Source organism: Marinifaba aquimaris (assembly GCF_013328345.1).
GTDB classification, from domain to species: domain Bacteria; phylum Pseudomonadota; class Gammaproteobacteria; order Enterobacterales; family Alteromonadaceae; genus Marinifaba; species Marinifaba aquimaris.
The window spans coordinates 90139-112648 of record NZ_JABULX010000012.1; the positions used below are offsets into that span (position 1 = coordinate 90139).

22 protein-coding genes, 10 tRNA genes and 1 riboswitch are annotated in these 22510 nt (G+C 39.3%); of the genes, 24 read left to right on the forward strand and 8 right to left on the reverse strand.

The window, feature by feature from the left end:
- Positions 1-52: 52 nt before the first annotated feature.
- A riboswitch (TPP riboswitch) is annotated at positions 53-164 on the reverse strand.
- A 174-nt stretch (positions 165-338) separates the two neighbouring features.
- Positions 339-2570, forward strand: a complete 2232-nt coding sequence (locus HR060_RS09660) for a hypothetical protein (protein ID WP_217434904.1) — start codon at positions 339-341, stop codon at positions 2568-2570.
- A gap of 125 nt (positions 2571-2695) precedes the next feature.
- On the opposite strand, the gene HR060_RS09665 is transcribed toward HR060_RS09660, so the two are convergent.
- The 6 genes from HR060_RS09665 to ylqF all read right to left on the reverse strand — a co-directional run bounded on the left by HR060_RS09665 (position 2696) and on the right by ylqF (position 5676).
- Positions 2696-2771 (reverse strand) — tRNA-Glu (locus tag HR060_RS09665).
- A 60-nt stretch (positions 2772-2831) separates the two neighbouring features.
- A tRNA-Glu gene (locus HR060_RS09670) sits at positions 2832-2907 on the reverse strand.
- Between the two features lie 63 nt (positions 2908-2970).
- A tRNA-Glu gene (locus tag HR060_RS09675) sits at positions 2971-3046 on the reverse strand.
- Between the two features lie 56 nt (positions 3047-3102).
- Positions 3103-3178, reverse strand: a tRNA-Ala gene (locus tag HR060_RS09680).
- Positions 3179-3283: 105 nt separating this feature from the next.
- Positions 3284-4693: a glutamate--tRNA ligase gene (gltX, locus tag HR060_RS09685; protein WP_174200098.1), complete on the reverse strand. Its 1410-nt coding sequence runs from the start codon at positions 4691-4693 to the stop codon at positions 3284-3286.
- A 59-nt stretch (positions 4694-4752) separates the two neighbouring features.
- The gene (gene ylqF / locus HR060_RS09690; protein WP_174200099.1) at positions 4753-5676 is read right to left on the reverse strand and encodes a ribosome biogenesis GTPase YlqF; all 924 of its coding nucleotides are present in this window, start codon (positions 5674-5676) and stop codon (positions 4753-4755) included.
- A 235-nt stretch (positions 5677-5911) separates the two neighbouring features.
- On the opposite strand from ylqF, the gene HR060_RS09695 reads away from it, so the two are divergent.
- From HR060_RS09695 to HR060_RS09720, 6 genes are all read left to right on the forward strand, one after another.
- Positions 5912-5987 (forward strand) — tRNA-Val (locus tag HR060_RS09695).
- Between the two features lie 37 nt (positions 5988-6024).
- A tRNA-Val gene (locus tag HR060_RS09700) sits at positions 6025-6100 on the forward strand.
- Between the two features lie 37 nt (positions 6101-6137).
- A tRNA-Val gene (locus tag HR060_RS09705) sits at positions 6138-6213 on the forward strand.
- A 37-nt stretch (positions 6214-6250) separates the two neighbouring features.
- A tRNA-Val gene (locus tag HR060_RS09710) sits at positions 6251-6326 on the forward strand.
- Positions 6327-6357: 31 nt separating this feature from the next.
- Positions 6358-6433: transfer RNA gene (locus tag HR060_RS09715), tRNA-Val, on the forward strand.
- Positions 6434-6470: 37 nt separating this feature from the next.
- A tRNA-Val gene (locus HR060_RS09720) sits at positions 6471-6546 on the forward strand.
- A gap of 120 nt (positions 6547-6666) precedes the next feature.
- On the opposite strand, the gene HR060_RS09725 is transcribed toward HR060_RS09720, so the two are convergent.
- Positions 6667-6876 carry a cold-shock protein gene (locus HR060_RS09725; protein WP_174200100.1) on the reverse strand — a complete coding sequence of 70 codons (210 nt, stop codon included), beginning with the start codon at positions 6874-6876 and terminating at the stop codon, positions 6667-6669.
- Positions 6877-7220: 344 nt separating this feature from the next.
- On the opposite strand from HR060_RS09725, the gene HR060_RS09730 reads away from it, so the two are divergent.
- The 5 genes from HR060_RS09730 (at position 7221) to HR060_RS09750 (ending at position 10947) form a co-directional block, all read left to right on the forward strand.
- Positions 7221-8438, forward strand: coding sequence for a hypothetical protein (locus HR060_RS09730; protein WP_174200101.1), 1218 nt, complete (start codon positions 7221-7223; stop codon positions 8436-8438).
- A 9-nt stretch (positions 8439-8447) separates the two neighbouring features.
- Positions 8448-8849: a phosphate ABC transporter substrate-binding protein gene (locus HR060_RS09735; RefSeq protein WP_174200102.1), complete on the forward strand. Its 402-nt coding sequence runs from the start codon at positions 8448-8450 to the stop codon at positions 8847-8849.
- A gap of 102 nt (positions 8850-8951) precedes the next feature.
- Positions 8952-9458 (forward strand): RNA methyltransferase, encoded by a 507-nt coding sequence (locus HR060_RS09740; protein ID WP_174200103.1) that lies wholly within the window; start codon positions 8952-8954, stop codon positions 9456-9458.
- Between the two features lie 301 nt (positions 9459-9759).
- Positions 9760-10437 carry a TorF family putative porin gene (locus HR060_RS09745; RefSeq protein WP_174200104.1) on the forward strand — a complete coding sequence of 226 codons (678 nt, stop codon included), beginning with the start codon at positions 9760-9762 and terminating at the stop codon, positions 10435-10437.
- A 240-nt stretch (positions 10438-10677) separates the two neighbouring features.
- Positions 10678-10947 carry a YkoF family thiamine/hydroxymethylpyrimidine-binding protein gene (locus HR060_RS09750; RefSeq protein WP_174200105.1) on the forward strand — a complete coding sequence of 90 codons (270 nt, stop codon included), beginning with the start codon at positions 10678-10680 and terminating at the stop codon, positions 10945-10947.
- A gap of 38 nt (positions 10948-10985) precedes the next feature.
- Here HR060_RS09750 and HR060_RS09755 read toward each other — a convergent pair whose 3' ends face one another.
- Positions 10986-12038 (reverse strand): aldo/keto reductase, encoded by a 1053-nt coding sequence (locus tag HR060_RS09755; protein WP_174200106.1) that lies wholly within the window; start codon positions 12036-12038, stop codon positions 10986-10988.
- Positions 12039-12311: 273 nt separating this feature from the next.
- Here HR060_RS09755 and HR060_RS09760 point away from each other — a divergent pair, with 273 nt between their 5' ends.
- The 12 genes from HR060_RS09760 to HR060_RS09815 all read left to right on the forward strand — a co-directional run bounded on the left by HR060_RS09760 (position 12312) and on the right by HR060_RS09815 (position 22434).
- Positions 12312-12707, forward strand: coding sequence for an ACT domain-containing protein (locus HR060_RS09760; RefSeq protein ID WP_174200107.1), 396 nt, complete (start codon positions 12312-12314; stop codon positions 12705-12707).
- 99 nt (positions 12708-12806) lie between these two features.
- Entirely contained in the window at positions 12807-13139 is a 333-nt protein-coding gene (locus HR060_RS09765) for a YnfA family protein (RefSeq protein WP_174200108.1), read from the forward strand.
- A 126-nt stretch (positions 13140-13265) separates the two neighbouring features.
- Positions 13266-14402 carry an NAD(P)/FAD-dependent oxidoreductase gene (locus HR060_RS09770; RefSeq protein ID WP_174200109.1) on the forward strand — a complete coding sequence of 379 codons (1137 nt, stop codon included), beginning with the start codon at positions 13266-13268 and terminating at the stop codon, positions 14400-14402.
- A 17-nt stretch (positions 14403-14419) separates the two neighbouring features.
- The gene (locus HR060_RS09775) at positions 14420-15403 is read left to right on the forward strand and encodes an arsenic resistance protein (RefSeq protein ID WP_174200110.1); all 984 of its coding nucleotides are present in this window, start codon (positions 14420-14422) and stop codon (positions 15401-15403) included.
- Positions 15404-15551: 148 nt separating this feature from the next.
- Positions 15552-15902 (forward strand): hypothetical protein, encoded by a 351-nt coding sequence (locus tag HR060_RS09780; protein WP_174200111.1) that lies wholly within the window; start codon positions 15552-15554, stop codon positions 15900-15902.
- Between the two features lie 29 nt (positions 15903-15931).
- Positions 15932-16540 carry a LysE family translocator gene (locus HR060_RS09785; RefSeq protein ID WP_174200112.1) on the forward strand — a complete coding sequence of 203 codons (609 nt, stop codon included), beginning with the start codon at positions 15932-15934 and terminating at the stop codon, positions 16538-16540.
- 22 nt (positions 16541-16562) lie between these two features.
- Positions 16563-17279: a sulfite exporter TauE/SafE family protein gene (locus HR060_RS09790; RefSeq protein ID WP_174200113.1), complete on the forward strand. Its 717-nt coding sequence runs from the start codon at positions 16563-16565 to the stop codon at positions 17277-17279.
- A 245-nt stretch (positions 17280-17524) separates the two neighbouring features.
- Positions 17525-18979, forward strand: a complete 1455-nt coding sequence (locus tag HR060_RS09795) for a hypothetical protein (protein WP_174200114.1) — start codon at positions 17525-17527, stop codon at positions 18977-18979.
- A 452-nt stretch (positions 18980-19431) separates the two neighbouring features.
- Positions 19432-19668 (forward strand): DUF7660 family protein, encoded by a 237-nt coding sequence (locus HR060_RS09800; RefSeq protein ID WP_174200115.1) that lies wholly within the window; start codon positions 19432-19434, stop codon positions 19666-19668.
- A 126-nt stretch (positions 19669-19794) separates the two neighbouring features.
- On the forward strand, positions 19795-20097 hold the full coding sequence (locus HR060_RS09805) for a hypothetical protein (RefSeq protein ID WP_174200116.1): 303 nt from the start codon (positions 19795-19797) through the stop codon (positions 20095-20097).
- A 158-nt stretch (positions 20098-20255) separates the two neighbouring features.
- Positions 20256-21593 (forward strand): AAA family ATPase, encoded by a 1338-nt coding sequence (locus HR060_RS09810; protein WP_174200117.1) that lies wholly within the window; start codon positions 20256-20258, stop codon positions 21591-21593.
- Complete coding sequence (locus tag HR060_RS09815; RefSeq protein ID WP_174200118.1) at positions 21586-22434, forward strand: DUF4435 domain-containing protein; 849 nt, start codon at positions 21586-21588, stop codon at positions 22432-22434. Before HR060_RS09810 ends, HR060_RS09815 begins: the two co-directional genes overlap by 8 nt.
- The last annotated feature ends 76 nt before the right edge of the window (positions 22435-22510 follow it).

A 22510-nucleotide genomic window follows, 5' to 3' on the forward strand; every position in this document is an offset into this window, starting at 1 on the left:
TGAACAATTAAAAAGACGGAGTGATACAGATATGTAGATACAGCAAATCAGCAATAGCTGATGCCTTGTTCCCTTACGCAGGTATTAGCCTGTTCAGGTTCTACGGATCCCGCTAATGCGATCTCAGCTATAGCTCTATAGGCCAAGCACTCCGACAAGTAATCACATGGTAACGCATCTTAGAAACAAAAGATAACAATTTTTAGTAAAGACCCAATTAAGCGTTTTTGCCATTAACAATCTAACATTTAATCTTAGGCAGGTATTTGCCATTAATTTAACTTCGCTGCTTTGGAGTTAAGTGAGTCAAATAATGGAATCGCATTGCGGAGAATTAAATGCAAAAGAAAACTTCACCTCAGAAGGGAGTGAGCGCAGCTGCTCATACAACATCGAGCACAGTCTCCGAGCCAAGTGACGACTTTGATTTAATCGTTAAAGAGCCGGTATCAAAATCCAATAAAAAAGTAGAAGTCTTAAGAAAAGATACTGCTGGCGATGTGCCTTACATGTATTTTACCGAAAAAGACCTCAACCGAATCCTCAGCAATCTAGACACCTTAAGAAATGAAGTCTATCCGAGTGAGCAGAGCCAAGAAGAAGTCGAACGTAAGCTACCCAACTTCCCTTCTGTCTGTTTAATTGGCCTCGGACGATGTGGGTCAAATATCGCTTTAGATGTTGCTTCACTTGTACACAACGCCAGAAACTTTTACTTGAGCGAGTTTCACAATGAACAGCAAATCGCCAAAGAAAAAGAATCTCGCCCCGTAAAATGGATCCAGCGAAATTTAAAGCTCAGTTCAGAAAAGTCGGTCAAGCCGGTATTTTTAATCGAGCCATTAGTCATGCTAGGCGACCTTGATAAAGACATTGAAGGTCGCATACGATTTTCATCAAAAGGTGAAGCAAGTAACTTTCTAAGAGACTACAACAAACTCAAGATAATGGACTTATCTGAAGTTCACGCAGGGGGTGCAGGTAATGCCCCTATTCTCGGTCAATATTTAGCAAAAATTATTCTCAATAAAGAAACAGAAGAGTTCACCAATGCTGATTGGAAATTTATTCATTCTTATCTAATTGACTCTTGTGGTATCAAAGCGAACCAATCGCGTTTGTACTTTTATATCTTCAGCGCAGGTGGTGGTACCGGTTCAGGGATGGCCTCGGAGTTTGGCTTAGCTCAGCAGTATTCATACATGAGTAAGACTTTTGATACCCGTCCTGATTCAGGGCTAGCAAGCCAAAATCAATCTTTTGTTTTTGAACCTATCTTTACGAGTGGTATTTGTATTCTACCCAATATTAATGACCATGGTGTTGAATTATCTGAAGCCTTGCATATCAACGCAGGCCGCCTGTTGTGCAAATATTTATCTGAGGAATGGAATTTCTCTTACAACATGGATAATGAAGAAAGCACATCAGAAAATGTGATCAATCGCATTAGGCCGTGGAATGCAATGATGCTGATTTCAAATGACATCATGCGTTATGCTGAGCAAAATGATTCCGATGGCGGTATTCAATACATTGATGTTAACTCAATGGAAAAGCACGCCAATCAATATATCAGCCAACAAATTTTTAATATTTTAACGGCACAAGCAGTAACAACGGACTACGATGAAAATTACTTCCGACGGGCGGGTATCGATATCGGAGAGACAATCCGCTTAGACGCTAATGATTTATTTATGAGCTTAGCAGGCCCCGTGGCCATCGCTTACGCTGAATCAGTTGTCGCGGATAATCCGGATCCAGAAAAACCCAAGTTATTTGATGGTGAACAACTTGATATAGACGATTTGTTTTTCCGCTCAATTGACCTGCCCCATTACAATAAACAAACGCAAGCGATAGAAGGGGTCAGTTTATTACCAATTGAATCTGAGCGTTATAGAGAAGCATTGCGTCAATACAAAGATTCAAACTACAACGCCAAGCACTTAAGTGAATTACACTTCTTTAAAAACTGCTCTTCCGTTGTATCAATCGTTTCATTACCTAAAGACTACAAACTTTCTTATATGGATTTGAATAAGCTGAAAATGCACTTAAACAGCCTATTCCCAAATACCACATTGAAACGCTACGCTTTAGTGATTGGGGCATCCGCAAATTTATCTTTGACGACCCTTATTGCAAAAAGTCCATGTCTCAGTGACGATTTCTTAACGTTGATCGTTTCATATATCAAACGCTGCTTTGCTAAAGATAACTACCGCTACGATGATGCACTAGATAGAGCTATCATTGATTTTATTAGAGCGGACGAGTTTGATGAATCTAAACTAGAAGCCATGTTAGTTGAGAACGAAAATCCAGCTAAGATCCTCGATACCAACTGGTACGCAATTAAACCTATGTATGAGAAAAAATATAGAGAGTTAATTCACGATCAAGGCAAGTTTACTTCAATTAACGATATTCGTTTAACAATAGAATGCGTGAAAAAAGCGATTCACTACTTAAGGGAAATCTACCGCCACCGAATCAGTAAAACGAAAATTATTTCACTTAATGATGGCTTTAGTTTCAGTGATGAACTGGCGAAAAAAGATTAATAAGCCATCAATTTTAATCTAACATCAAAAAAGCTCTTAAATGGGCTTTTTTGCTATTTAGCACACAATAAATTGAAGATTTAAATAAAAGTTAACAAAGAAATAGAAGAATATAAGAAAGGAAATGGCGTCCCATAGGGGATTCGAACCCCTGTTACCGCCGTGAAAGGGCGGTGTCCTAGGCCTCTAGACGAATGGGACACTATGAATAATGTCTTGCTAAAATAATCGTTACGCAAGGCTATGTTAACGATTAAGTGTTGGCGTCCCATAGGGGATTCGAACCCCTGTTACCGCCGTGAAAGGGCGGTGTCCTAGGCCTCTAGACGAATGGGACACTCATAAAAAATGTCTTGTTTTAAAATAAAGCTAACGCAAGGCTATGTTTAACGCTAAGTAGTGGCGTCCCATAGGGGATTCGAACCCCTGTTACCGCCGTGAAAGGGCGGTGTCCTAGGCCTCTAGACGAATGGGACGTCCGGTAAAAAACTTAACAGAAAATGGCCTAGACTGTTAAGTTAAACAAAAGCGTTGGTGGAGCTAAACGGGATCGAACCGTTGACCTCTTCGCTGCCAGCGAAGCGCTCTCCCAGCTGAGCTATAGCCCCGCTTTTGTGCACATTGATGGAAAACAAATTTGATTGCTGTCCCTCAAACGCGGGGCGCATTCTATGCACCACGCGTTATCAAGTCAATGCTTTTTTTGCGTTTTTTTAAGATTTTTCTCTTTGCTCAATAAACGTCAACGCTTGGCCGATTCTTTGTACAGATTTGGCCTGTCCGATTAAGTTTAGCGTAATATCTAAAGATGGAGAGTTACCGCTACCTGTTGTTGCAACACGTAATGGCATCCCTACTTTACCCATACCAATTTCTAATTCTTCTGCCGTTTCATTAATTGCAGCTTGAATTGATGCTTCAGACCAATCAGTAATGGCTGCTAATTTATCTTTCACTAACGCAAGTGGCTCAGCAGCAACAGGACGCAAGTGTTTTTTCGCCGCTTTTGCGTCAAACTCAGTAAAGTCTTCGTAATAATAACGAGAGATCTCCACTAATTCTTTAAGCGTTTTCACTCGTTCGGCTTGAGCAGTGATAACTGCTTCAATTGCTGGGCCGTTACTAATATCAAGTTTTTGATCATCTAAATGCCATTGCAGGTGCTCAGCAACCTCAGCGGCTGGTGTCGACTTAATATAGTGTTGGTTTAACCAAACTAATTTTTCGGTATTAAATGCAGATGCAGCTTTATTGATACCGTCTAGCTTGAATAGCTCTTTCATTTCTTGCAAAGAGAAGATCTCTTGATCGCCATGTGACCAACCTAAACGCACCAAGTAGTTAAGTAGTGCTTGAGGTAAATAACCTTCATCGCGATATTGCATCACGCTGACTGCACCATGGCGTTTTGATAACTTGGCACCGTCATCACCTAAAATCATCGATACGTGAGCATATTCTGGAATCGGTGCATCAAGCGCTTTTAAGATATTAATCTGACGAGGCGTATTATTAACATGGTCTTCACCACGCACTACGTGAGTAATGCCCATATCCCAGTCATCCACAACAACACAGAAGTTATAAGTTGGACTACCATCAGAGCGCAAAATGATTAAATCATCTAATTCCGCGTTTTGTACTTCTATACGACCACGTACGTGATCTTCAAAAACCACACTGCCCTCTTGTGGGTTTCTAAAACGGATAACATAGGGTTGATCTTCTGGGTAATCAGTACGATCACGCCAAACACCTGTATAACGAGGTTTTTCACCTTTAGCCATTTGTTCTTCGCGCATTGCATCTAATTCTTCTGGCGTGCAATAACAACGATAAGCTTTGTCTTGTTCAATTAACTGTTGAATCAACGATTTGTAACGGTCAAAACGTTTAGTTTGATAATGTGGGCCTTCAGTCCACTCTAAACCTAACCACTTCATACCTTCTAAGATGGCATCGATAGCTTCCTGAGTAGAACGTTCTAAATCTGTATCTTCAATACGCAGGACAAACTCACCACCTTGAGCTTGGGCAATAAGCCATGAGTAAAGAGCTGTACGTGCACCACCAACGTGAAGGTATCCAGTTGGGCTCGGTGCAAAACGTGTTTTGATTGTCATAATAAATAAAACCTTAAATCGATTGATGACCAATATTAGTCAGTCATTTTTTAAATTATTTAACGTCGGCGCTTTTTAGCTTTTTTCTTGCGGTCTTTGTCTTTATCCGCTTTTAACTCGCGTTGTTTTTCGACTTCTATTTCCTCAGCCTCAATCATTTCTGGCGTTTCCATTGAGATTAAGCCGATTGTTGCATCCCTTAATTCATTTAGGACGATATCCGCCGCTTTATTGATTTCCACTCGACCACCTGATCGCAAGCAGCCTCGTTTTTTACCAATTAGCTCTAATGTGTCGTAGCCAGTGTAGCCAAACTCTTCTAGATCGTAACGCGCTTTTAAAAGTTCAGGGTAAGCTTCCATTAGATAGTCAACTAAATAAGTGCCAACATCATCAGATTCCATCGCCGTATCTTTAACTGCGCCGGTAGCCGCTAGACGATAGCCAGAATTTTCATTTTCCACTTTTGGCCATAACATACCTGGTGTATCAGATAACACGACACCATTTTGTAGGTTGATACGCTGTTGCGCCTTAGTGACAGCAGGCTCATTCCCTACCTTTGCAACAATGCGATCGGCCAAAATATTAATCGTCGTCGATTTACCTACATTGGGAATACCACATATAAGTGCACGAATATTTTTGCCTTCTTGATCGCGGTGCGGTACTAAATCTCGACATAACCCGATGATCTGTTTTACTTCCTCAGGCTTTTTAGCTGATACAGCAATCGCTTTTACGCCCTGTTCTTGTTCAAAGTAAGCTAGCCATTGCTCAGTAATGACAGGATCAGCAAGATCTCTTTTATTAAGGATCTTAATAAAAGGTTTATCGCCTCTTAATTTAGCAATCATCGGATTATTACTACTATATGGAATGCGCGCATCTAATACTTCAATGATGACATCTATGCTTGGCATGATCTCAGCAATTTCTTTTTGCGCTTTGTGCATATGACCAGGATACCAATGAACTGCCATAAAAAGCCTTCCTACTATTAATAAAGTGGCGCGTATTTTAGCTTAAATATCACTAGCAACTAAAGGTTATTTAAAAGTAAGCGATTAATTAGCACAAAAAATCAACGGAAGTGGCTAAAAATGCTCAGCAAATAGGCAAACAAATAAATAATCGAAATTTCTCTAAATTTTCTGTTGACACTAATAAGTCCATCCCTATAATACCGCCCCACACAAGACGAGAGTCTTACGAGTTGGGTGATTAGCTCAGTTGGGAGAGCATCGCCCTTACAAGGCGAGGGTCACTGGTTCAAGTCCAGTATCACCCACCACTACCCTATTAGTGTTTCGCAAAGAATAATTTAAGGCGGGTGATTAGCTCAGTTGGGAGAGCATCGCCCTTACAAGGCGAGGGTCACTGGTTCAAGTCCAGTATCACCCACCACGACCCTATTCGTGTTTCGCAAAGAATAATTTAAGGCGGGTGATTAGCTCAGTTGGGAGAGCATCGCCCTTACAAGGCGAGGGTCACTGGTTCAAGTCCAGTATCACCCACCACTACCCTATTAGTGTTTCGCAAAGAATAATTTAAGGCGGGTGATTAGCTCAGTTGGGAGAGCATCGCCCTTACAAGGCGAGGGTCACTGGTTCAAGTCCAGTATCACCCACCACTCTATTTAGTGACCGTTTTATATTCTTTGCGGGTGATTAGCTCAGTTGGGAGAGCATCGCCCTTACAAGGCGAGGGTCACTGGTTCAAGTCCAGTATCACCCACCACTACCCTATTAGTGTTTCGCAAAGAATAATTTAAGGCGGGTGATTAGCTCAGTTGGGAGAGCATCGCCCTTACAAGGCGAGGGTCACTGGTTCAAGTCCAGTATCACCCACCAATTCTACATTGGTCACAAAAAACTTATCTAAACAACTCAATTAATATTATAAAGCTATATTGCATGCATAAAAAAACCGAACATTAAGCCCGGTCTTTTTCGTCAATATCTTTTAGTCGATTAAAGCGGAGTTACGTTCTCAGCTTGAGGACCTTTTTGACCATCTACGACTTCGAATGACACTGATTGACCATCTTTCAATGAACGACGACCTGTACCGTTAATAGCTCTGAAGTGAACAAAAATATCCGGACCACCTTCTTGAGCGATAAAACCGAAACCTTTTTCGTCGTTAAACCATTTTACTTGGCCTGTTTTTGTATCAGACATTTGTTGCATTTTCCTATAAATTAAAACGTGTTGCTGACCACTTAAATGTGATTGAGTTCTTGCGTAGAAGGTTTAGCGTTATGACGAAAGAGAGGGCTAAAGATTAGACTTCAATGTTCAGCACATAAGACAAAGCACTTCCTTGCTCTGAATAGTATTGACGTGTTTTTACTCAAGGTCAATTGATAATCACACAAAGCAACAAAAAATTAATATTGTTTGTCTTATAAAACCGGAGCTTAACGCAAAAATAGGTTTGACCACTATAAATAGATATTGACATCAATTGTAATTTAGCAAGAATGGTCACCTAGAAAAGAAAATTACAAATAGAGATATTTATCTTGCTATTACAAAGCAAATATAAATCTGCCCTGCTTTGCCCTGTTTTACTAGCGAGCACAGCACCTAGCCTAGCCGCTGATATTCACTGGTCAGGTTTTGCTTCTATTCGAGGCGGGCTAATGACAGACGATCTAGTGCGTCCTGCTTTCCACAATCTTTATCAAGACAAAGAGTTCACATTAAAAAAAGAATCCCTATTTGCATTACAAGCCACTACCGATTTAGGTGAAGGGTTAACAACGGCCTTACAACTGGTTGCAAGGGGTCATGAAGACTTCGATGTCGAAGCAAGATGGGCTTACATTGGTTATCAAATCAATGAAAACACGCAAGTGATTGCAGGACGCTTTGCTATTCCTATCTTCAAATTTTCAGATACTGTCGATATTGGTTTTGCTCGTAATCGCGGACGATTACCGACATCAGTTTATGTACCTTTCGATTTTTCTGTTATCGAAGGACTAAGGCTCGATTATAGCAATTACATTAATGAGAGCTGGAATTATCAAGTTATTGCGACGTACGGTAGCTGGGATGGCATCATTCCATCAACGGCACTGACACCATTTTCAGCAGAAGCCAGCAACATTACCCATTTATCAGTTGAGCTCAGTAATGAGTGGCTAACCCTATTTGCTGGCGGCATGACAACAAACTTTGTCAGTGAAGAGTTCGATCATGTTTTAGTTGATGGGACACTTGAGCAACTTGGTTTAAAGGATGAGTTAGACGCTATCGACTACGACTACAGTCAAATGTACATCTCTGAAGGTCGTGAATCTGAATATTTAATGGCAGGTTACTATATTGATTACAATGGATATATTAATCAGTTTGAGTGGACCCGTTACGGTACCCACAAATCAGTAGATCAATTCAATGACGGCTGGCAATTTACTATCGGTAAGCGATTCGACAAACTGACCGTTTTATTAACCCAAGAGCAAAATAAGCAAAATAATAGCTCGACAAATTTCCATGATGTCGAAGATAAATCATTGGCTGCCCGCTTAAAAGTAGTGGACGATCTGTTTTCACTCGGTAATGAGTATGAATCGCTCAGTTTAAACTTTCATTATAACTTTCACGAGCAAGCTAATCTGACGATGACCATTGCCGATTTAGAATTTGTAAATAAGGAATATAACAAAGACGAGAACGGAGACTATGCTAACGAAACCAAGATCATCAGTCTTGGCATAGATATAGTGTTTTAGGGGCTAATAATGAAAACACTTATTTGTGCATTGATGTTATTACTATCATTTGAGCTGTTCGCCAAAACGGCCATCATAGTGCACCCTAATAATGATAGTAACTTCAATAAAATAGAAGTTTCACGCATCTTTATCGGTAAAGCCAAATTCTTCAGTAATGGTCAAAAGGCCGTGCCTCTTTATTTAACAGATAAACCAGTGAAAGATAAATTCAACGGTCAGTTTTTAGGTCGTTCAACCATTCAAATTAAAACTTACTGGTCAAAGTTACTGTTTACTGGTCGTGGTGTGCCACCCAATGAAGTCACTAATGAAGAAATGCTAGAAAAAGTCGCTTCATCAGAAGAGTTCATCGGTTATATCGATGCGTCTTTGGTCAACGATCAAGTTAAGGTTATCTATACCTTCTAACCCCCAGATCTTACTCTGCCTTGCAGAGTAAGATTTTCTGCTTTATCACAAATGCGATTCTGTTAAAATCGGCGGCTGTTTTTTTCACTAGTAACATTCACTATGAATCAATTTGCCTGCATTGGATTATTCAACCCTAAAAGCCCTCAAAACGTCGGTACCATTATGCGTGCGGCTGGATGCTACGATGTCAATTCTGTTTTTTACACCGGTCGACGCTATGACAAAGCGCGAGAATTCACCACAGATACCAAGCAAGTTTATCAGCGTATACCTTTAACAGGCGTCAATGATTTAAAAGATGTGATCCCTTTTGGAGCCAAACCAGTGGCAATTGAATTAGTAGAAGGTGCAACCCCACTACCAGACTATCGACACCCACTTAACGCTTTTTATGTCTTTGGACCAGAAGATGGTTCGCTGTCGCAAGAAGTGGTGGATTGGTGTGAGGATGTTGTGTATATCCCAACGATTGGTTCAATGAATTTGGCGGCGACTGTAAATGTGTTGCTCTACGATAGATTTGTCAAACTTGGTGTCGATATGGGCGAAAATGATGCATTAATAAAAAAGAGCCGTGACAATAATAATCGTACTAAGGTCAAATAACGGTAAATTTAGCTTATTTTCTGGTTTTAATAATTAATTCATACGTATGCAAGCATTTGATTTATTGCCATTTTTATTATCAATGCCCAATAAAGCACCAAAAAAAGACACCCGCACCAAAACAATGCAGACAATTGGACTATATTAGTTATCAGGGATATTTGTTGTGCCAGAACAAAGTTAAATAATTCACGTAACCAAATGAATAAAAAGGATTTTTTACATTTGGCACAACCAATGCATTTCTCTATTTACAACAACAATAATAAAAATTACTCAAGTATTTTAAATTAAGGTAAATATGATGAAACTGACAAAAATCGCTACTTCAATCGCTTTACTCGCTTCAACTATTTCTGCGCCAGCAATGGCTCAAATCGAAGGCTTATCAGCAAATGTTGCTGCCACATCGAACTACTTATGGCGTGGTTTAGAACAATCAAGTGGTGATGCTGCTATCTCTGGCGGTATCGACTACGAAGCCGATTCAGGTTTATATCTAGGTACTTGGGCATCAAATGCCTCTTGGGATACAGATATGAGCTACGAATTAGACCTCTACGGTGGTTATGTTTTTGAATTAAGTGAAGGTGTCGACTTAGATGTAGGTTTTATTTACTTCGCTTACCCTGATGCCCTTAATGATGAACTCGATTTTTCAGAGGTCTATGCACATGTATCGGTGGGTGATTTCTCATTTGGCATCGATGTATTAGTAGACGCAGAAGGCTACGATGCAGGCGATAGTACTTATGCATCTGTCAGTTATGCGACTGAAATCAGCGAAGGCCTTGAATTGGCTATCAATGCTGGTATGTATTCAGGCGATTTAGTTGAAGATGGTTACGGTGATGACTTAATTGATGTAGGCATTTCACTATCAAAAGACGGCTTCTCATTTGGTTTATACAAATCAGATTACGACGGTGATGACGATGTTAAAGCCGTAGTAAGCTATTCAATGGATATCGATTTATAAATTCGTTTTTTAACTAGCTACTGTTGTATTTAAACCTGCAACAGTAGCTATTTAATAATGTTCGTCACATTAGTTATATAGCAGGATGAAAGTTAACCACGCGATACCCGACATCCCATACTTTCTTTTTATACCTACCCTAAGTTTTATCACCCTGACTTAACCCTATTGCAGCAGGCTATTAATAAGCTAAAAATCACGTCATAATCGCTTTAAAAGCAATTAATAAATGGAATATTTATGCAACTGACTTTAGAAATCAGCCTTTACCCTTTAGCTAATATGCAATTTGAAGACGAAATTTGGGACTTTCTTCGCCGCTTGAGAAATCACGAAGAATTAAAAGTAGATACCAATGGTGTCAGCACATTGGTTTATGGTGATTATGACGATGTCATGCAAAAGGTGATGGCAGAAATTAAACAGACACATGAAGAGGTTAATTCAGCCATTTTTATCGTAAAAATGTTGGCTAAAGACCGCTCAACCTTTAAAGACAAACTTGCTTGAACAACGCACAGCAAGCTTGTCTTCGCTTAAATACGTGATTAAAACGCGGCAGGATAACGTTTCAACAAGTCATCAACAGCTTGTTTTAATTCATCAGATAGCGGCATATAAAATGCGTCGATATCTTCTTTTAGCTGCGCCATAGAGGTTGCACCAATAATAGTCGACGTTACACCATCGACTTGATCACACCAAGCTAGCGCTAACTGAGATGGCGTATAACCAAACCTTTCGGCTAATTTAACGTATTCAGCCACAGCTGCATTTGACTGCTCAGTGTCTCTAAACAAACCGTTACGCTGTGATATTGTCCAACGCGTGCCCTCAGGACGAGCGCCATTTAAGTACTTACCACTGAGTACACCGCCCGCTAAAGGCGACCAAGGTAAGTAAGCAATATCTTCATGCATACAATTCTCAATTAAATAAGGCCAATCTTTACTGTGCAGTAAGTTAAACTCGTTTTGAATCGAGACCATTTTTGGCAAATCATATTTTTCACTGAGTTTTAAGTAAGTATTGATACCCCAAGTTGTATCATCAGATAAACCACAGTGCTTGATCTTCCCTGCCTTAACACACTTATCTAACCCCTGAAGAATATCTAGCATATCAGCGGTTTCTTTTGCGGCATCCGTTTCACTGAATTTCACCTGATTTAACCAGTGTTTACCAAAATGAGGTGATACTCGGTTAGGCCAGTGTAGTTGATATAAATCGATGTAGTCGGTTTGTAAGCGCTTTAGAGAATCATCAACTGCCTTGATCACGGCATCGCCCGTAATAGGCTGACCTCCCCTAATCCAAGGTAAGCCGCCTCCCGCAATTTTTGTCGCAATGACTAAGTCTTGGCGCTTATTTTGATGACGAGAAAGCCAATCACCAATGATACTCTCTGTCTTACCGTAGGTATCTGGCGAAGGTGGAACGGCGTACATCTCAGCTGTATCGATAAAGTTAACTCCCTGCTCCATGGCGTAGTGAATTTGCTCATCAGCATCAGCCTGATTATTTTGCAGTCCCCAAGTCATCGAGCCTAAACAAACTCTAGATACATCAACACCACTACTACCTAGCTTGTCATATTTCATTATTATTCCTTGATTGATTCAATTGCATTTACAAAAGGTTCATTACGTTTTAACTGATAAAAATAGATTAAAACAAACTTAATATTTAGCGCTTAGCTCAATAAAAATCATGTCTTATAAAGCACTTAACGATAGTTAATTGAAGAAGTTTTTGTTTATAGTAATCAATCTCAACCAGCATCACAGAAATGATTATCTGGCTAAAAAGTTATAACCTAAAGTTAAGACTAGCGCATTACCATACAATTCAACATTTCTAATAAGGCCAAAAACATGTCTGCCATCAAAGCACTCGATCAATTACTTCAATCTATGGCACCGGTATTAACAAACAAAGAATATGTTTTTTGCACCGTGAAAAGCGATTTAGCCAGTTGCGTTAGCTATCAGCCGATAGCTAGTTTTATCGAAGATGAAGGGTTGACCTTAGTGCTAGAAAAACAAACTGCTATTAAAGCTGGGCTAAATTTTGAAGGCGTATTTAAAAAAATAACATTAACCGTTCATTCAAGTTTAGAAGCCGTTGGTTTAACCGCGGCCATTGCCACAAAACTAGCCGAGCGCGATATAAGCGCCAATGTGATCGCAGCTTATTATCACGACCATATCTTTGTGCCAGCCAACAAAGCTGATTTGGCCCTCAACGCTTTAAAGACCTTCTCTGACTAAATATTCACTAGCTAAATAGTGAAAATACCCAATTTGTTACTTGGCATAAACGGTAAAAAAGAGGAAGTTAATAACAAACCAAGCTATTGAGATAAGCCAATGCCAGAGCTAAAAACCTTAGGGCTATTTATTATTACCGCCATTGCTGAAATCGTCGGCTGCTACCTCCCCTACTTGTGGTTACGAGAAGGTAAAACCATATGGCTATTGCTACCAGCCGCGTTAAGTTTGGCACTCTTTGTTTGGTTATTAACTCTTCATCCTACGGCATCAGGCAGAGTTTATGCAGCTTATGGCGGTGTATACGTTTTTGTCGCTATTTTTTGGTTATGGACAGTTGATGGCATTAAACCCACTCAATGGGATCTCATTGGAGCTTTAGTCGCTTTAATCGGTATGGCCATTATCATGTTTGCGCCAAGAGCGAGCTGAAAAACAACAGGCTAAATCCAAAACCTAGCATTGTTCTGATAATAATAGGGGAAAAATACAAACACTGAATGCGAATCATTATCAGTTATGTTATAACATAACTAAATATATTAGCTATTCAGATGTATGAAACCAGAATTACAACACACTAAAGTCGTTATTGTTGGCGCAGGCCCTTCGGGAATAGGCTGTGCTGCCCTATTAAAACAAATGGGGTTGACCGATGACGCGATGCGCATTTTCGAAGCCAAACAAATAGGTAGTACGTTTAAGGCTTGGCCAAAAGAAATGAAGATGATCACGCCTTCTTTCCCAAGCAATGGCTTTCACCAAACCGACCTTAATGCCATTACGCCCGATACCTCCCCTGCTTTTAGCATAGGAAAAGAGCATTTAACCGGTGAAGACTACGCCACTTACTTACAGAATGTAGTCAAACACTACGATATTAAAGTTGAAGAAAACCAAAAAGTTATCGACGTCTTACCGCAAGGCGAAGATGATGACTTTTTGATCACCCTCGCATCGGGTGAACAAATTGCAACTCAATATCTAATTTGGGCTGGTGGTGAATTTTCTTCTCCTAAAAAGGCCACGTTTGGTGGCAGCGAACTCTGTACCCACAACAGTGAAATTGATAGCTGGGCAAATTGTGATGCTGATCATTATGCTGTGATTGGTTGCTATGAAAGCGGTGTAGATGCGGCCTATAACCTAGCCAGCTTGGGTAAAAAAGTAACCTTAATAGATGCCAGTTACGATCAGGCCGATACTTATGATCCCAGCCGCGTGTTAAGTCCATATACGGCAGAGCGTTTAGCGTCACTCGTTAACACTCAACTTGTCGAATTAGAACAATGCTTTGAAGTAAATCAAGTAATAGAAACCAGCTCAGGTTACGAGTTGATATCCATGACGGGCGATCGTTTATCCAGTCAAGGCAAGCCCATTAACTGCACGGGTTTTAATACTCACTTAGGCCCGGTCTCCGATTTATTTGATTTAGACAGTGAAGGTTTTCCACTTATCAATAAATTTGATGAATCAACCATTTGCAGAAACCTATTTTTAACCGGACCCAAATTAGTGCATGGCGAAGTATTACTGTGCTTTATCTATAAATTTAGAGGTCGATTCACCACACCTTGCAGCATTATTGCCACCGAATTGGATTTAGATTTATCAATACTCAAGCATTACCAGCAAGCAGGCATGCTGCTACAAGATCTTAGTTGTTGTGAAGACCAACAGTGTTTTTGTTAACTTATTAAGGAAGATTTATGTCAAAAGGAGACTTCAGCAAGGCCATTAGCCTTTTTAAAAATACCAGCGTCTATTTGCTACTCGCCATACTAGCAGGCTCACTCATTGGTGTTTACTCACCACAAGTCGCGACCATGGCGGGCAATAAAATTGACCCCACTATTTTGCTGCTCATATTCTTGCTACTGGTAGAAGTACCAATAAGCGGTATTTTTAAAGGTTTTACCCATTTCAAATTTCTCACTGTTGCTTGGCTGGTTAATTTTATTGCTATTCCGCTGATTGGGTTTTGTGTCGCCTCATTATTTTTATCGGGCAACGCCCTATTTTATACCGGCTTGGTGATCTACTTTATGGCGCCTTGTACCGATTGGTATTTAGGTTTTACCAAACTGGCAAAAGGCAATACTGAGCTAGGTGCTGCTATTTTACCGATTAATATGATCTCACAATTGATCTTATTCCCTGTTTATTTACTGCTCTTTGATACTGTGGTGGCTTATAAAGTCGATTTGTCTATGCTGATTGATTGGTTTATTCAGCCATTAGTAGCCGCATTTATTTTCAGATTAGTGTTAAAACCTTTTATGCAAAAAGTGCGGAACGTCTGTAAAACGCTTATCCCAGTAGTACTCACTTTATTAGTTGCACAAATATTTGCGGCCAATATTAACGTACTGACCCAGCACTTATCGGTAGTGCCATTATTACTGGCTGCCATTTTTGTGTTCTTTATATTAACTTACCTTTTAGGTGAAATGGTTGCTAAGGCAGCTAAGTTTGAATACCCAGAGCACTGCTTACTCACGTTTACCACATCGGCTAGAAACGCCCCATTAATGCTAGGTTTAAGTACCATAGCACTACCGAACCAACCGCTTATTTATGCCACCATCACCATAGGCATGTTAATTGAATTTCCGCATTTAACGGCTTTGAAATCAGTCATGTTAAGACGATTAAAAGGCGATATAACAAGCGATGAGCTTGTTAAAAACTAACCTTAGATTAGATAGCCGGTTATTTACCCTCCATCAATACACTTTGCAGCAAGCGCTGCAAAGTGTAATTTTATCAATTCATTTCAAAAATAATGGTTATAGTGCATAGTCATTGCCCTTTTTAATAACTAAGCGATAGGCTTTATTCATGGATTTTAGACAATTAACCGACCAAGCTATCTTAGCTATAGCAACGCCTATTATGGATGAGCTTATGCTGGCCTCAACTGAAATTAATCACAGCTTACATACCAAGCACTTTACCGACAGGCTAAAAACTATTGTCACCGCTGATTATTTTGAGAATGTCTGCAAGCACTATCAAGTGGAAAAAGGCTTCTTTACCGAGCGCTCGCCAGTAAGCGTATTTAAGCGACCAGATTCAGCGGCGATCATTTGGCGACAAGGCTTTAGCAAAAAACCGGGTGATTATGTTGCCGAGATGGTGTTGGTAAAAAGTGGCGATCAATACTTAGTGGATCACGTTATGGTGTTTTAAAATACCGCTTTTTCACCAAGGAGTTATCAATGAGCGTAGAAGCCTATATAGCATTAATTGCCGCTATGTTTTTTGTTGCGGTTTTACCCGGCCCAGCCGCTTTTACCGTGACATCAACGTCAATGACCTCAGGCTTTAAACAAGGCTCGATGATGACGCTTGGTATCGTTTTAGCCGATTACGTTTTTATCGCACTTGCCTTATCCGGTTTAACCTTTATTGCCGAGTTGCTCGGCAGTGCCTTTATTATCGTTAAATACGTCTGCGCTGTTTATCTAATTTGGCAAGGGGTTAGGCTAGTAACCGCAACGCCTGAACAATTTAATAACCCAAAACCTCGCTCAAATCGATCAGCGATAGTGACCGGCTTTTTACTGACAATGAGTAACCCCAAAGCCATCTTATTTTATGCTGCGCTATTTCCAACCTTTGTTAATTTAGCGCACATAACGATTCAAGATGCACTGGGTATTATGCTGTGCGCAACCTTGGTATTTGGTTCAGTCAATTTGGTCTTTGCTTACCTTGGTGTAAAAGCAACGAATTGGGTTAACAACAACCGGCAGTTAAACCTATTAAATAAAACGGCAGGCTCAGTACTGATGACTTCAGGCTTAGCTATCGCCATTAGAGAATAAAACCAGTTTTACGGAGTAAATAATGGAGTGGCTACTTGCCTGTATAACCTTGGTCACTTCATTTATCGCTGCGGTTGTTGGCTTTGGCGGGGGCATGTTACTCATTGCATTAATGCCACTTTTTGTAAGCCCACAATTGATCATTCCCGTTCACGGGCTCACCCAAATTAGCAGTAATGCTTCTCGCTTTATCTTTGCCCTTAAAGATGTGCAATGGCCAAAGGTCTGGCCATTTTTATTGGGCTCAATACTGGGTACGGCTTTTTTTAGCAGCTTTTTACTTATTATCCCACTTGATTATATTCCGATTGCGATCGGTGTTTATTTACTACTAAACCTTTGGAGTCCTTCGTTTAAAAAACAAATCAGCCGTTTTGAAAACTACTATCTGATTGGTTTTTTACAAACGGGCTTAGGTTTGATTGTGGGGGCAACGGGCCCTTTATCTTTAACGATACTAACCAAAGAGCTCAAAGATAAAGAACAAATTATCGCAACCAGTGCGGTTTTCATGACAATTAGCCACTTAGCCAAAATACCAGTTTTTATTTTTATATCTGTACAACTTTTGCCTCATCTACCAATTATTTTATTAATGGTAAGCGCCGCCATTTTAGGCTCGTATTTAGGGACGCGATTTAGGCTAAAACTGGATAATAAAACCGTGATCAAATGGTTAAAAATACTGTTAACCCTTCTGGCTTTACATATGATTTGGGCCTGTTTTCAGCTTTTATAACAATTAAAAACACCGTTTGTTCATATACTTTTTAACAGCTAAAAGAGTATTTAATCAGCAATTGTAATTTTCTGTAATTTGCTTTTTGACCTTTGGTCGTATTGGTAATTCAACGGCAATAAAAAACACTTCACCTGCAAATTAATGAGCAAAAAGAACAAATTAGATACAGTGGTTACAAACTAGAGCGTTGCTTTTGGGCGAGGAAAAAGAGCCCATAAGAGAAAACAAAAAGGACATCGCACATGCAACATCAAACCAGCTTAGCCTTATTAGTATCAAGTTTATTACTCACTGCCTGTGGTGGTGGCGGAGGGTCGGGTTCAAGTAACCAAACTCGAACAGCCACTGAAACAGATACCTCACCTGCACTTAATACCCTTTCTTTGCGTTACCAGTTACCCACTTGGTGTCATACCACAGTTAACGAGTCTGATTACCAAATCTATTTATATGACGCGCAATGGCAGCAAGTAGCCACACTTGAACCTGATAAATCTGGGTTAGTGACGTTTGAAACCGAGCTGGAAAACGTAAACCTAGTAAAAGTGAAAATGGATGATCCGAGCAATCCAGCAAGTCAGCAGCAATTCACCATTGTTGAAAATTTAACGGTGGAGGATCACGGTGATATCTTTATTGATGAGCCAACAAAAGCTGGGTGTGAGTGTCGTGAGTTATTATCTTACGTCTCGATGTCAGATGATTTTCGTGATCAAGCCTCGTCAGTATCAATTAATATTGGCTTTAATGACACCTTTACCCCGCGTTTAAATATTGACGAGATCACACTTAACACCGTATCCGATCAAACAGTCTGTAAAGTAACTGACGGCGATTACCCAACAACGCTTTCTTTTATAAGAAGTACTAAAACCACCGCTGATGGCATTGAAAACATAGGTTTACTATCAAATAATATTGATTATGAAAACTCAGATAACGCTTGGTTAGTGTGGTTTAAACACCCGGCAGAACATAAACAACTGACTAATTACCTAGACGAAGGCCATGCAACCTTAGTTAAGAACCTCACTTACCTGCGTCAAGGTCAAGCGATTTATCAAGCACCTGGTGCGGTAGATTCTTCAATTATCTCTTTTGAAACTGCCCTAAATAATCATCCAGATATCAGTGCAGATAAACTCAGCTATCGCCTTTTGTCGTACAACCCTATGTTCTCACTTAACCTGCCAGGTGATGACGAACAATCGAACAATGCAACTTATTACTTCCGTCAAGATGTTTTAAATACACTCGCTGAGACAGATGGGCTAGCTCAAATAAACATGGTTGCGAGCAACTTATATCAAGATCAAATACTGAATATAAAGAACCAGCCACTTGGTGATTTGAGTTTTGATTACTCAGACCAAAACTTTGACCACTCAAGGGTTGATTTATTTTTTGAAACGACAGAGCAATTAAATCCAGCAGAGCGCGATAATATTCATATTCGCTATTTTGGCCATCAACTAGATAGTAGTGAAATACCTTTCGCTAAAATTATTGCCGATGCGTTACCAGAAATAACGCAAATTGAGGTAAAAGCCTGGGATATATTATTAGGTGGTTTTGATATTACCGACCAAGGTAACTACAAAACCGAACAAGCGGTTTTATTATCAGGCTCGTATGAGCAAGGCTTAGTAGAAGTTAACGGTATACTGAGTACGTCGTACAGCATTAGCTTGCGTTAATAAGTATCAATAAGCGTACTCAAATTTTGGGTACGCTTGTTACCAAGGCTAACAGACGCTAAGAACCACCAAACACTTTACCAATCCCCTACTCCGTTGATTTCCCCCCCCCAACCTGCCACCAAATGTGCCTTACCCCAAAGCCAAATTAAAAACTTAAATGAAGGTTTCTCAATTATTGATTGGATAAAAAATAAATGACTTTTCAGAAAAAACCTCAAACAAAGGCTGTATATAAAAACAGTGGTATAAGGATTCCCGTATAATGCAAGAAACAGGAACAACCTCGTTTTTGTGCACCGCAATTTTAGGGGTTGTCTAGAAAGCAGGTGTGACGTAGAGTACAGAGAATGTAAAAATTTATTAATGTATTAGACGGGAAAGTTGTTTCTGTAAAAAACGGGAACGTTCCTTCTAATAAACTGTTATGTGTTCATCTAAGTTGTGCGTTTATGAATAAACCTAGTGTAAATAGTAAGAGCGAACTTTTATCATTGATAAAGTCCTTGTCCTCGGAAAACCCTAATAGTTGGGAAAACAAAACTGCTAGTGATTTTGTTGAAGCTCTTGGAGCTTGGCTAAATGATGCTGATGGTTATTATAAAAACTTCAATCTAGCAGTTGATGCTGATAAGCCAAGTTGGCAGCTATTTGCAGATGCAATTCAAGCAGCAAGACACTATGAGTAATTGAACACATAACAAACGCTTTAACCAAAGGACGCAAAACAGCAGGCTTGCGCTCCTTAGTCGCTAATTTTAGCCTGCTATTTTGCGCCGGTTAAGCGAGGCGTTATATGGCAAAGGGTAAGCTCCGTGTTGGCATTCAATGGAACAGCCGAATATACAGAAAATGATTCGGATAAGTTTGAAAATGGAAAGCGGTATGCTTTCTTAATGTTTTCGACTGATGAAAATTTAAGTGAAGTCATAGAAGATGTTGCTAATTTTCTTGGTGACTTAGGCTGGAATCAAATTGATATTCGTAGAACTAAAATTGTACCCAATGACGCAGAAATAGAAGACGGTGTTGTAAAGGAAGCTTTTGAGTATGCAAGAGATAATCGATTTGCTGTTATTCGTTATCCTGAAGCAGTAGATGAGATAGTCAATTTGTAATTGCCATATAACAAGTTACTCAAAAGGACGCAAAACGCTTGGCTTGTGCTCCTTCGTCGCAAATTTTAGCCAAGCATTTATACGCCCATTAGTAAGGCGTTAGATTTCAGCTGGTGTAGTGGTACCTGTGCCAGTCATGTTAATAAGGAGATTGAGTTTTGGAAAATAGAATAAGTGTTATCTCTGTTGATAAACTTTTCGGATTTTTAAATCATAAAGTAGAAATAAAAGAAGAGGGGGTAACATTCATCCATGGCCCTAACGGTTGTGGTAAAACAACATTTTTGAAACTTATTGCAAGCTTTTTTGAGTGGGATATTGCTAATTTGCACGATACCAATTTCGAAAAAATGTGCATCGAGTTTCAAGATAATAGGAAAATAACAATACAGAAAGCTATAACAATAAAGGAGTTTGAAAATGAAAAAGTAGAGACCCCTAACTTTATTTTTAAACTTTTTGAAAATAATGAGCAAATTGAGGTATTTGAATTTCACCGAAACTTAAAAGAAATAAGAATACCGCCATCACAACTAGATGAATATTTGCCATTCTTGCACCAAGTGGCAGCTAGAAGGTGGGTTGATGGAAGAACGGATGAAGTTCTTTCATATCATGAGGTAATTGAAAGGTTTTCACATAGACTTCCATTTACAAGTAGAAAGAAAAGACCAGATTGGCTGCAATCCCTTCAAGAAAATGCCAAGTTACACTTTGTCCAAACTCAAAGGCTATTGAAAGTTAATATTGAAAATAGAACTCACAGGTCAGAGCAGAATGTAACTAATGTAATCGAAATTTATTCAAATGAAATAAAAAATAAAATATCAAGGTTATTAGCTGAATCATCTGCGGTTTCTCAATCAAAAGACAGGTCATTTCCACAAAGGCTGCTATCAATGTACTCAACAGCAGCACTCTCAGAAGAAAAAATAAGAAGTGATTATGATGAAACTGAAAGAAAAATTGAGAAGTTAATGGAAGCAGGCTTGATTCAACAAGAAAAAAACCTTGCTCTACCTAGTAAGGCTTTTGAGGCCACTGAGAAGAAAGTACTGACACTCTATTTACAAGATATAAATGAGAAGTTAGCAGTTTTTGATGATTTGCTACTAAGAATAGAAACCTTTTTAAGCATAATAACTAAGAAGCTTAGAAATAAAAGCTTCAAAGTAAGCCAGAAAGATGGTTTTTTCATTGAAACAATTCAAGGAAAAAAACAAGTATTAAAGCCAACTCAATTATCCTCGGGTGAGCAGCATGAGATTGTTTTATTCTATGAATTGATATTTAAAACAAGTGACAATTCGTTCTTCTTAATTGATGAGCCAGAAATATCATTACACATAGATTGGCAACGACAGTTTTTATCTGATATTTCGAAAATAGCAAACTTAGGCCAGCATTCGTTTTTAGTTGCAACGCATTCACCACAAATAATTGGCACTAGGAGGGATCTCGCAGTATCTCTTGATGGAGGCATTTTGAATGACTAGTTGTTTAAGTCAAACTGCTGAAGAGATTGTTACGGAAATTTCAATGTCAGAGTCCCAAAAACCATGGTTAGTTGTCGAAGGAGATTCTGATGGAGTGTTTTTTTCTACTAAGACTCTCGAAAAAACACCGAATACTATTGTGGCTTTAGGATGGGAAAATGTAGTAGGTGTCATATCTCAAGTCATCGAAGAATCAATTGCTAAAGCAGTTTTTGGCTTCATTGACCGGGATTACAGAGAGGAATTAGGCGTTGTAGTTGATGAAAATTATATTGTTACAACCGACTTTCGAGACTTAGAAATATCTCTCTTTGAATCGACATCTTTACACCGATTAATCGTCGAGTATGGCTCAAAGTTCAAGCTCCCTTTAGATTCAAATGAAGAAATAGATATAAATGCAGTTAAAATTAAAATTTATTCCATAGCGTCAAAGATGGGAAGGTTGAGGTATTTTAGCTTAAAAGAAGGATATAACTATCCAATAAAAAAATTAGATTTTTCCAAGTTTGTCGATTCAAAAACGCTGGAGTTAAATGAAGGAAAGCTGATAAATCAGATAAATTCTAAGAGCGACACAAAAATAGATGCCGATATATTGAGCACAATTTTTGAAGCTGGTTTACCTAAAAGATTGCTAGATGTAAAAAATATATCTAGTGGTCATGATGTTGTCGAACTTTTAGGATTGGCACTGAGAAAAGTTTGGGGAACGAATAACTCAGGAGACGTAGCTCGTGAGAAGCTAGAATCTTCTTTCAGAATCGGCTATTCAAATGAAGAGTTTTCTCAAACGCCAATGTATAAAAAACTTAACGCGTTGATGAGTACTGAAATCTAACAAGAGACTATGGCGTCAATAGTTAATTTTGACATATTGTGTCATCCCACATGACGCCATCTCTCAACATCGAATT

Excerpts from the sequence above, each read along its gene's own strand:
- HR060_RS09660 (WP_217434904.1), top strand. The coding sequence starts at position 339 with ATGCAAAAGAAAACTTCACCTCAGAAGGGAGTGAGCGCAGCTGCTCAT.
- gltX (WP_174200098.1), bottom strand. The coding sequence starts at position 4,693 with ATGACAATCAAAACACGTTTTGCACCGAGCCCAACTGGATACCTTCAC.
- ylqF (WP_174200099.1), bottom strand. The coding sequence starts at position 5,676 with ATGGCAGTTCATTGGTATCCTGGTCATATGCACAAAGCGCAAAAAGAA.
- HR060_RS09725 (WP_174200100.1), bottom strand. The coding sequence starts at position 6,876 with ATGTCTGATACAAAAACAGGCCAAGTAAAATGGTTTAACGACGAAAAA.
- HR060_RS09735 (WP_174200102.1), top strand. The coding sequence starts at position 8,448 with ATGAAAACACTTATTTGTGCATTGATGTTATTACTATCATTTGAGCTG.
- HR060_RS09740 (WP_174200103.1), top strand. The coding sequence starts at position 8,952 with ATGAATCAATTTGCCTGCATTGGATTATTCAACCCTAAAAGCCCTCAA.
- HR060_RS09745 (WP_174200104.1), top strand. The coding sequence starts at position 9,760 with ATGATGAAACTGACAAAAATCGCTACTTCAATCGCTTTACTCGCTTCA.
- HR060_RS09750 (WP_174200105.1), top strand. The coding sequence starts at position 10,678 with ATGCAACTGACTTTAGAAATCAGCCTTTACCCTTTAGCTAATATGCAA.
- HR060_RS09755 (WP_174200106.1), bottom strand. The coding sequence starts at position 12,038 with ATGAAATATGACAAGCTAGGTAGTAGTGGTGTTGATGTATCTAGAGTT.
- HR060_RS09760 (WP_174200107.1), top strand. The coding sequence starts at position 12,312 with ATGTCTGCCATCAAAGCACTCGATCAATTACTTCAATCTATGGCACCG.
- HR060_RS09765 (WP_174200108.1), top strand. The coding sequence starts at position 12,807 with ATGCCAGAGCTAAAAACCTTAGGGCTATTTATTATTACCGCCATTGCT.
- HR060_RS09770 (WP_174200109.1), top strand. The coding sequence starts at position 13,266 with ATGAAACCAGAATTACAACACACTAAAGTCGTTATTGTTGGCGCAGGC.
- HR060_RS09775 (WP_174200110.1), top strand. The coding sequence starts at position 14,420 with ATGTCAAAAGGAGACTTCAGCAAGGCCATTAGCCTTTTTAAAAATACC.
- HR060_RS09780 (WP_174200111.1), top strand. The coding sequence starts at position 15,552 with ATGGATTTTAGACAATTAACCGACCAAGCTATCTTAGCTATAGCAACG.
- HR060_RS09785 (WP_174200112.1), top strand. The coding sequence starts at position 15,932 with ATGAGCGTAGAAGCCTATATAGCATTAATTGCCGCTATGTTTTTTGTT.
- HR060_RS09790 (WP_174200113.1), top strand. The coding sequence starts at position 16,563 with ATGGAGTGGCTACTTGCCTGTATAACCTTGGTCACTTCATTTATCGCT.
- HR060_RS09795 (WP_174200114.1), top strand. The coding sequence starts at position 17,525 with ATGCAACATCAAACCAGCTTAGCCTTATTAGTATCAAGTTTATTACTC.
- HR060_RS09800 (WP_174200115.1), top strand. The coding sequence starts at position 19,432 with ATGAATAAACCTAGTGTAAATAGTAAGAGCGAACTTTTATCATTGATA.
- HR060_RS09815 (WP_174200118.1), top strand. The coding sequence starts at position 21,586 with ATGACTAGTTGTTTAAGTCAAACTGCTGAAGAGATTGTTACGGAAATT.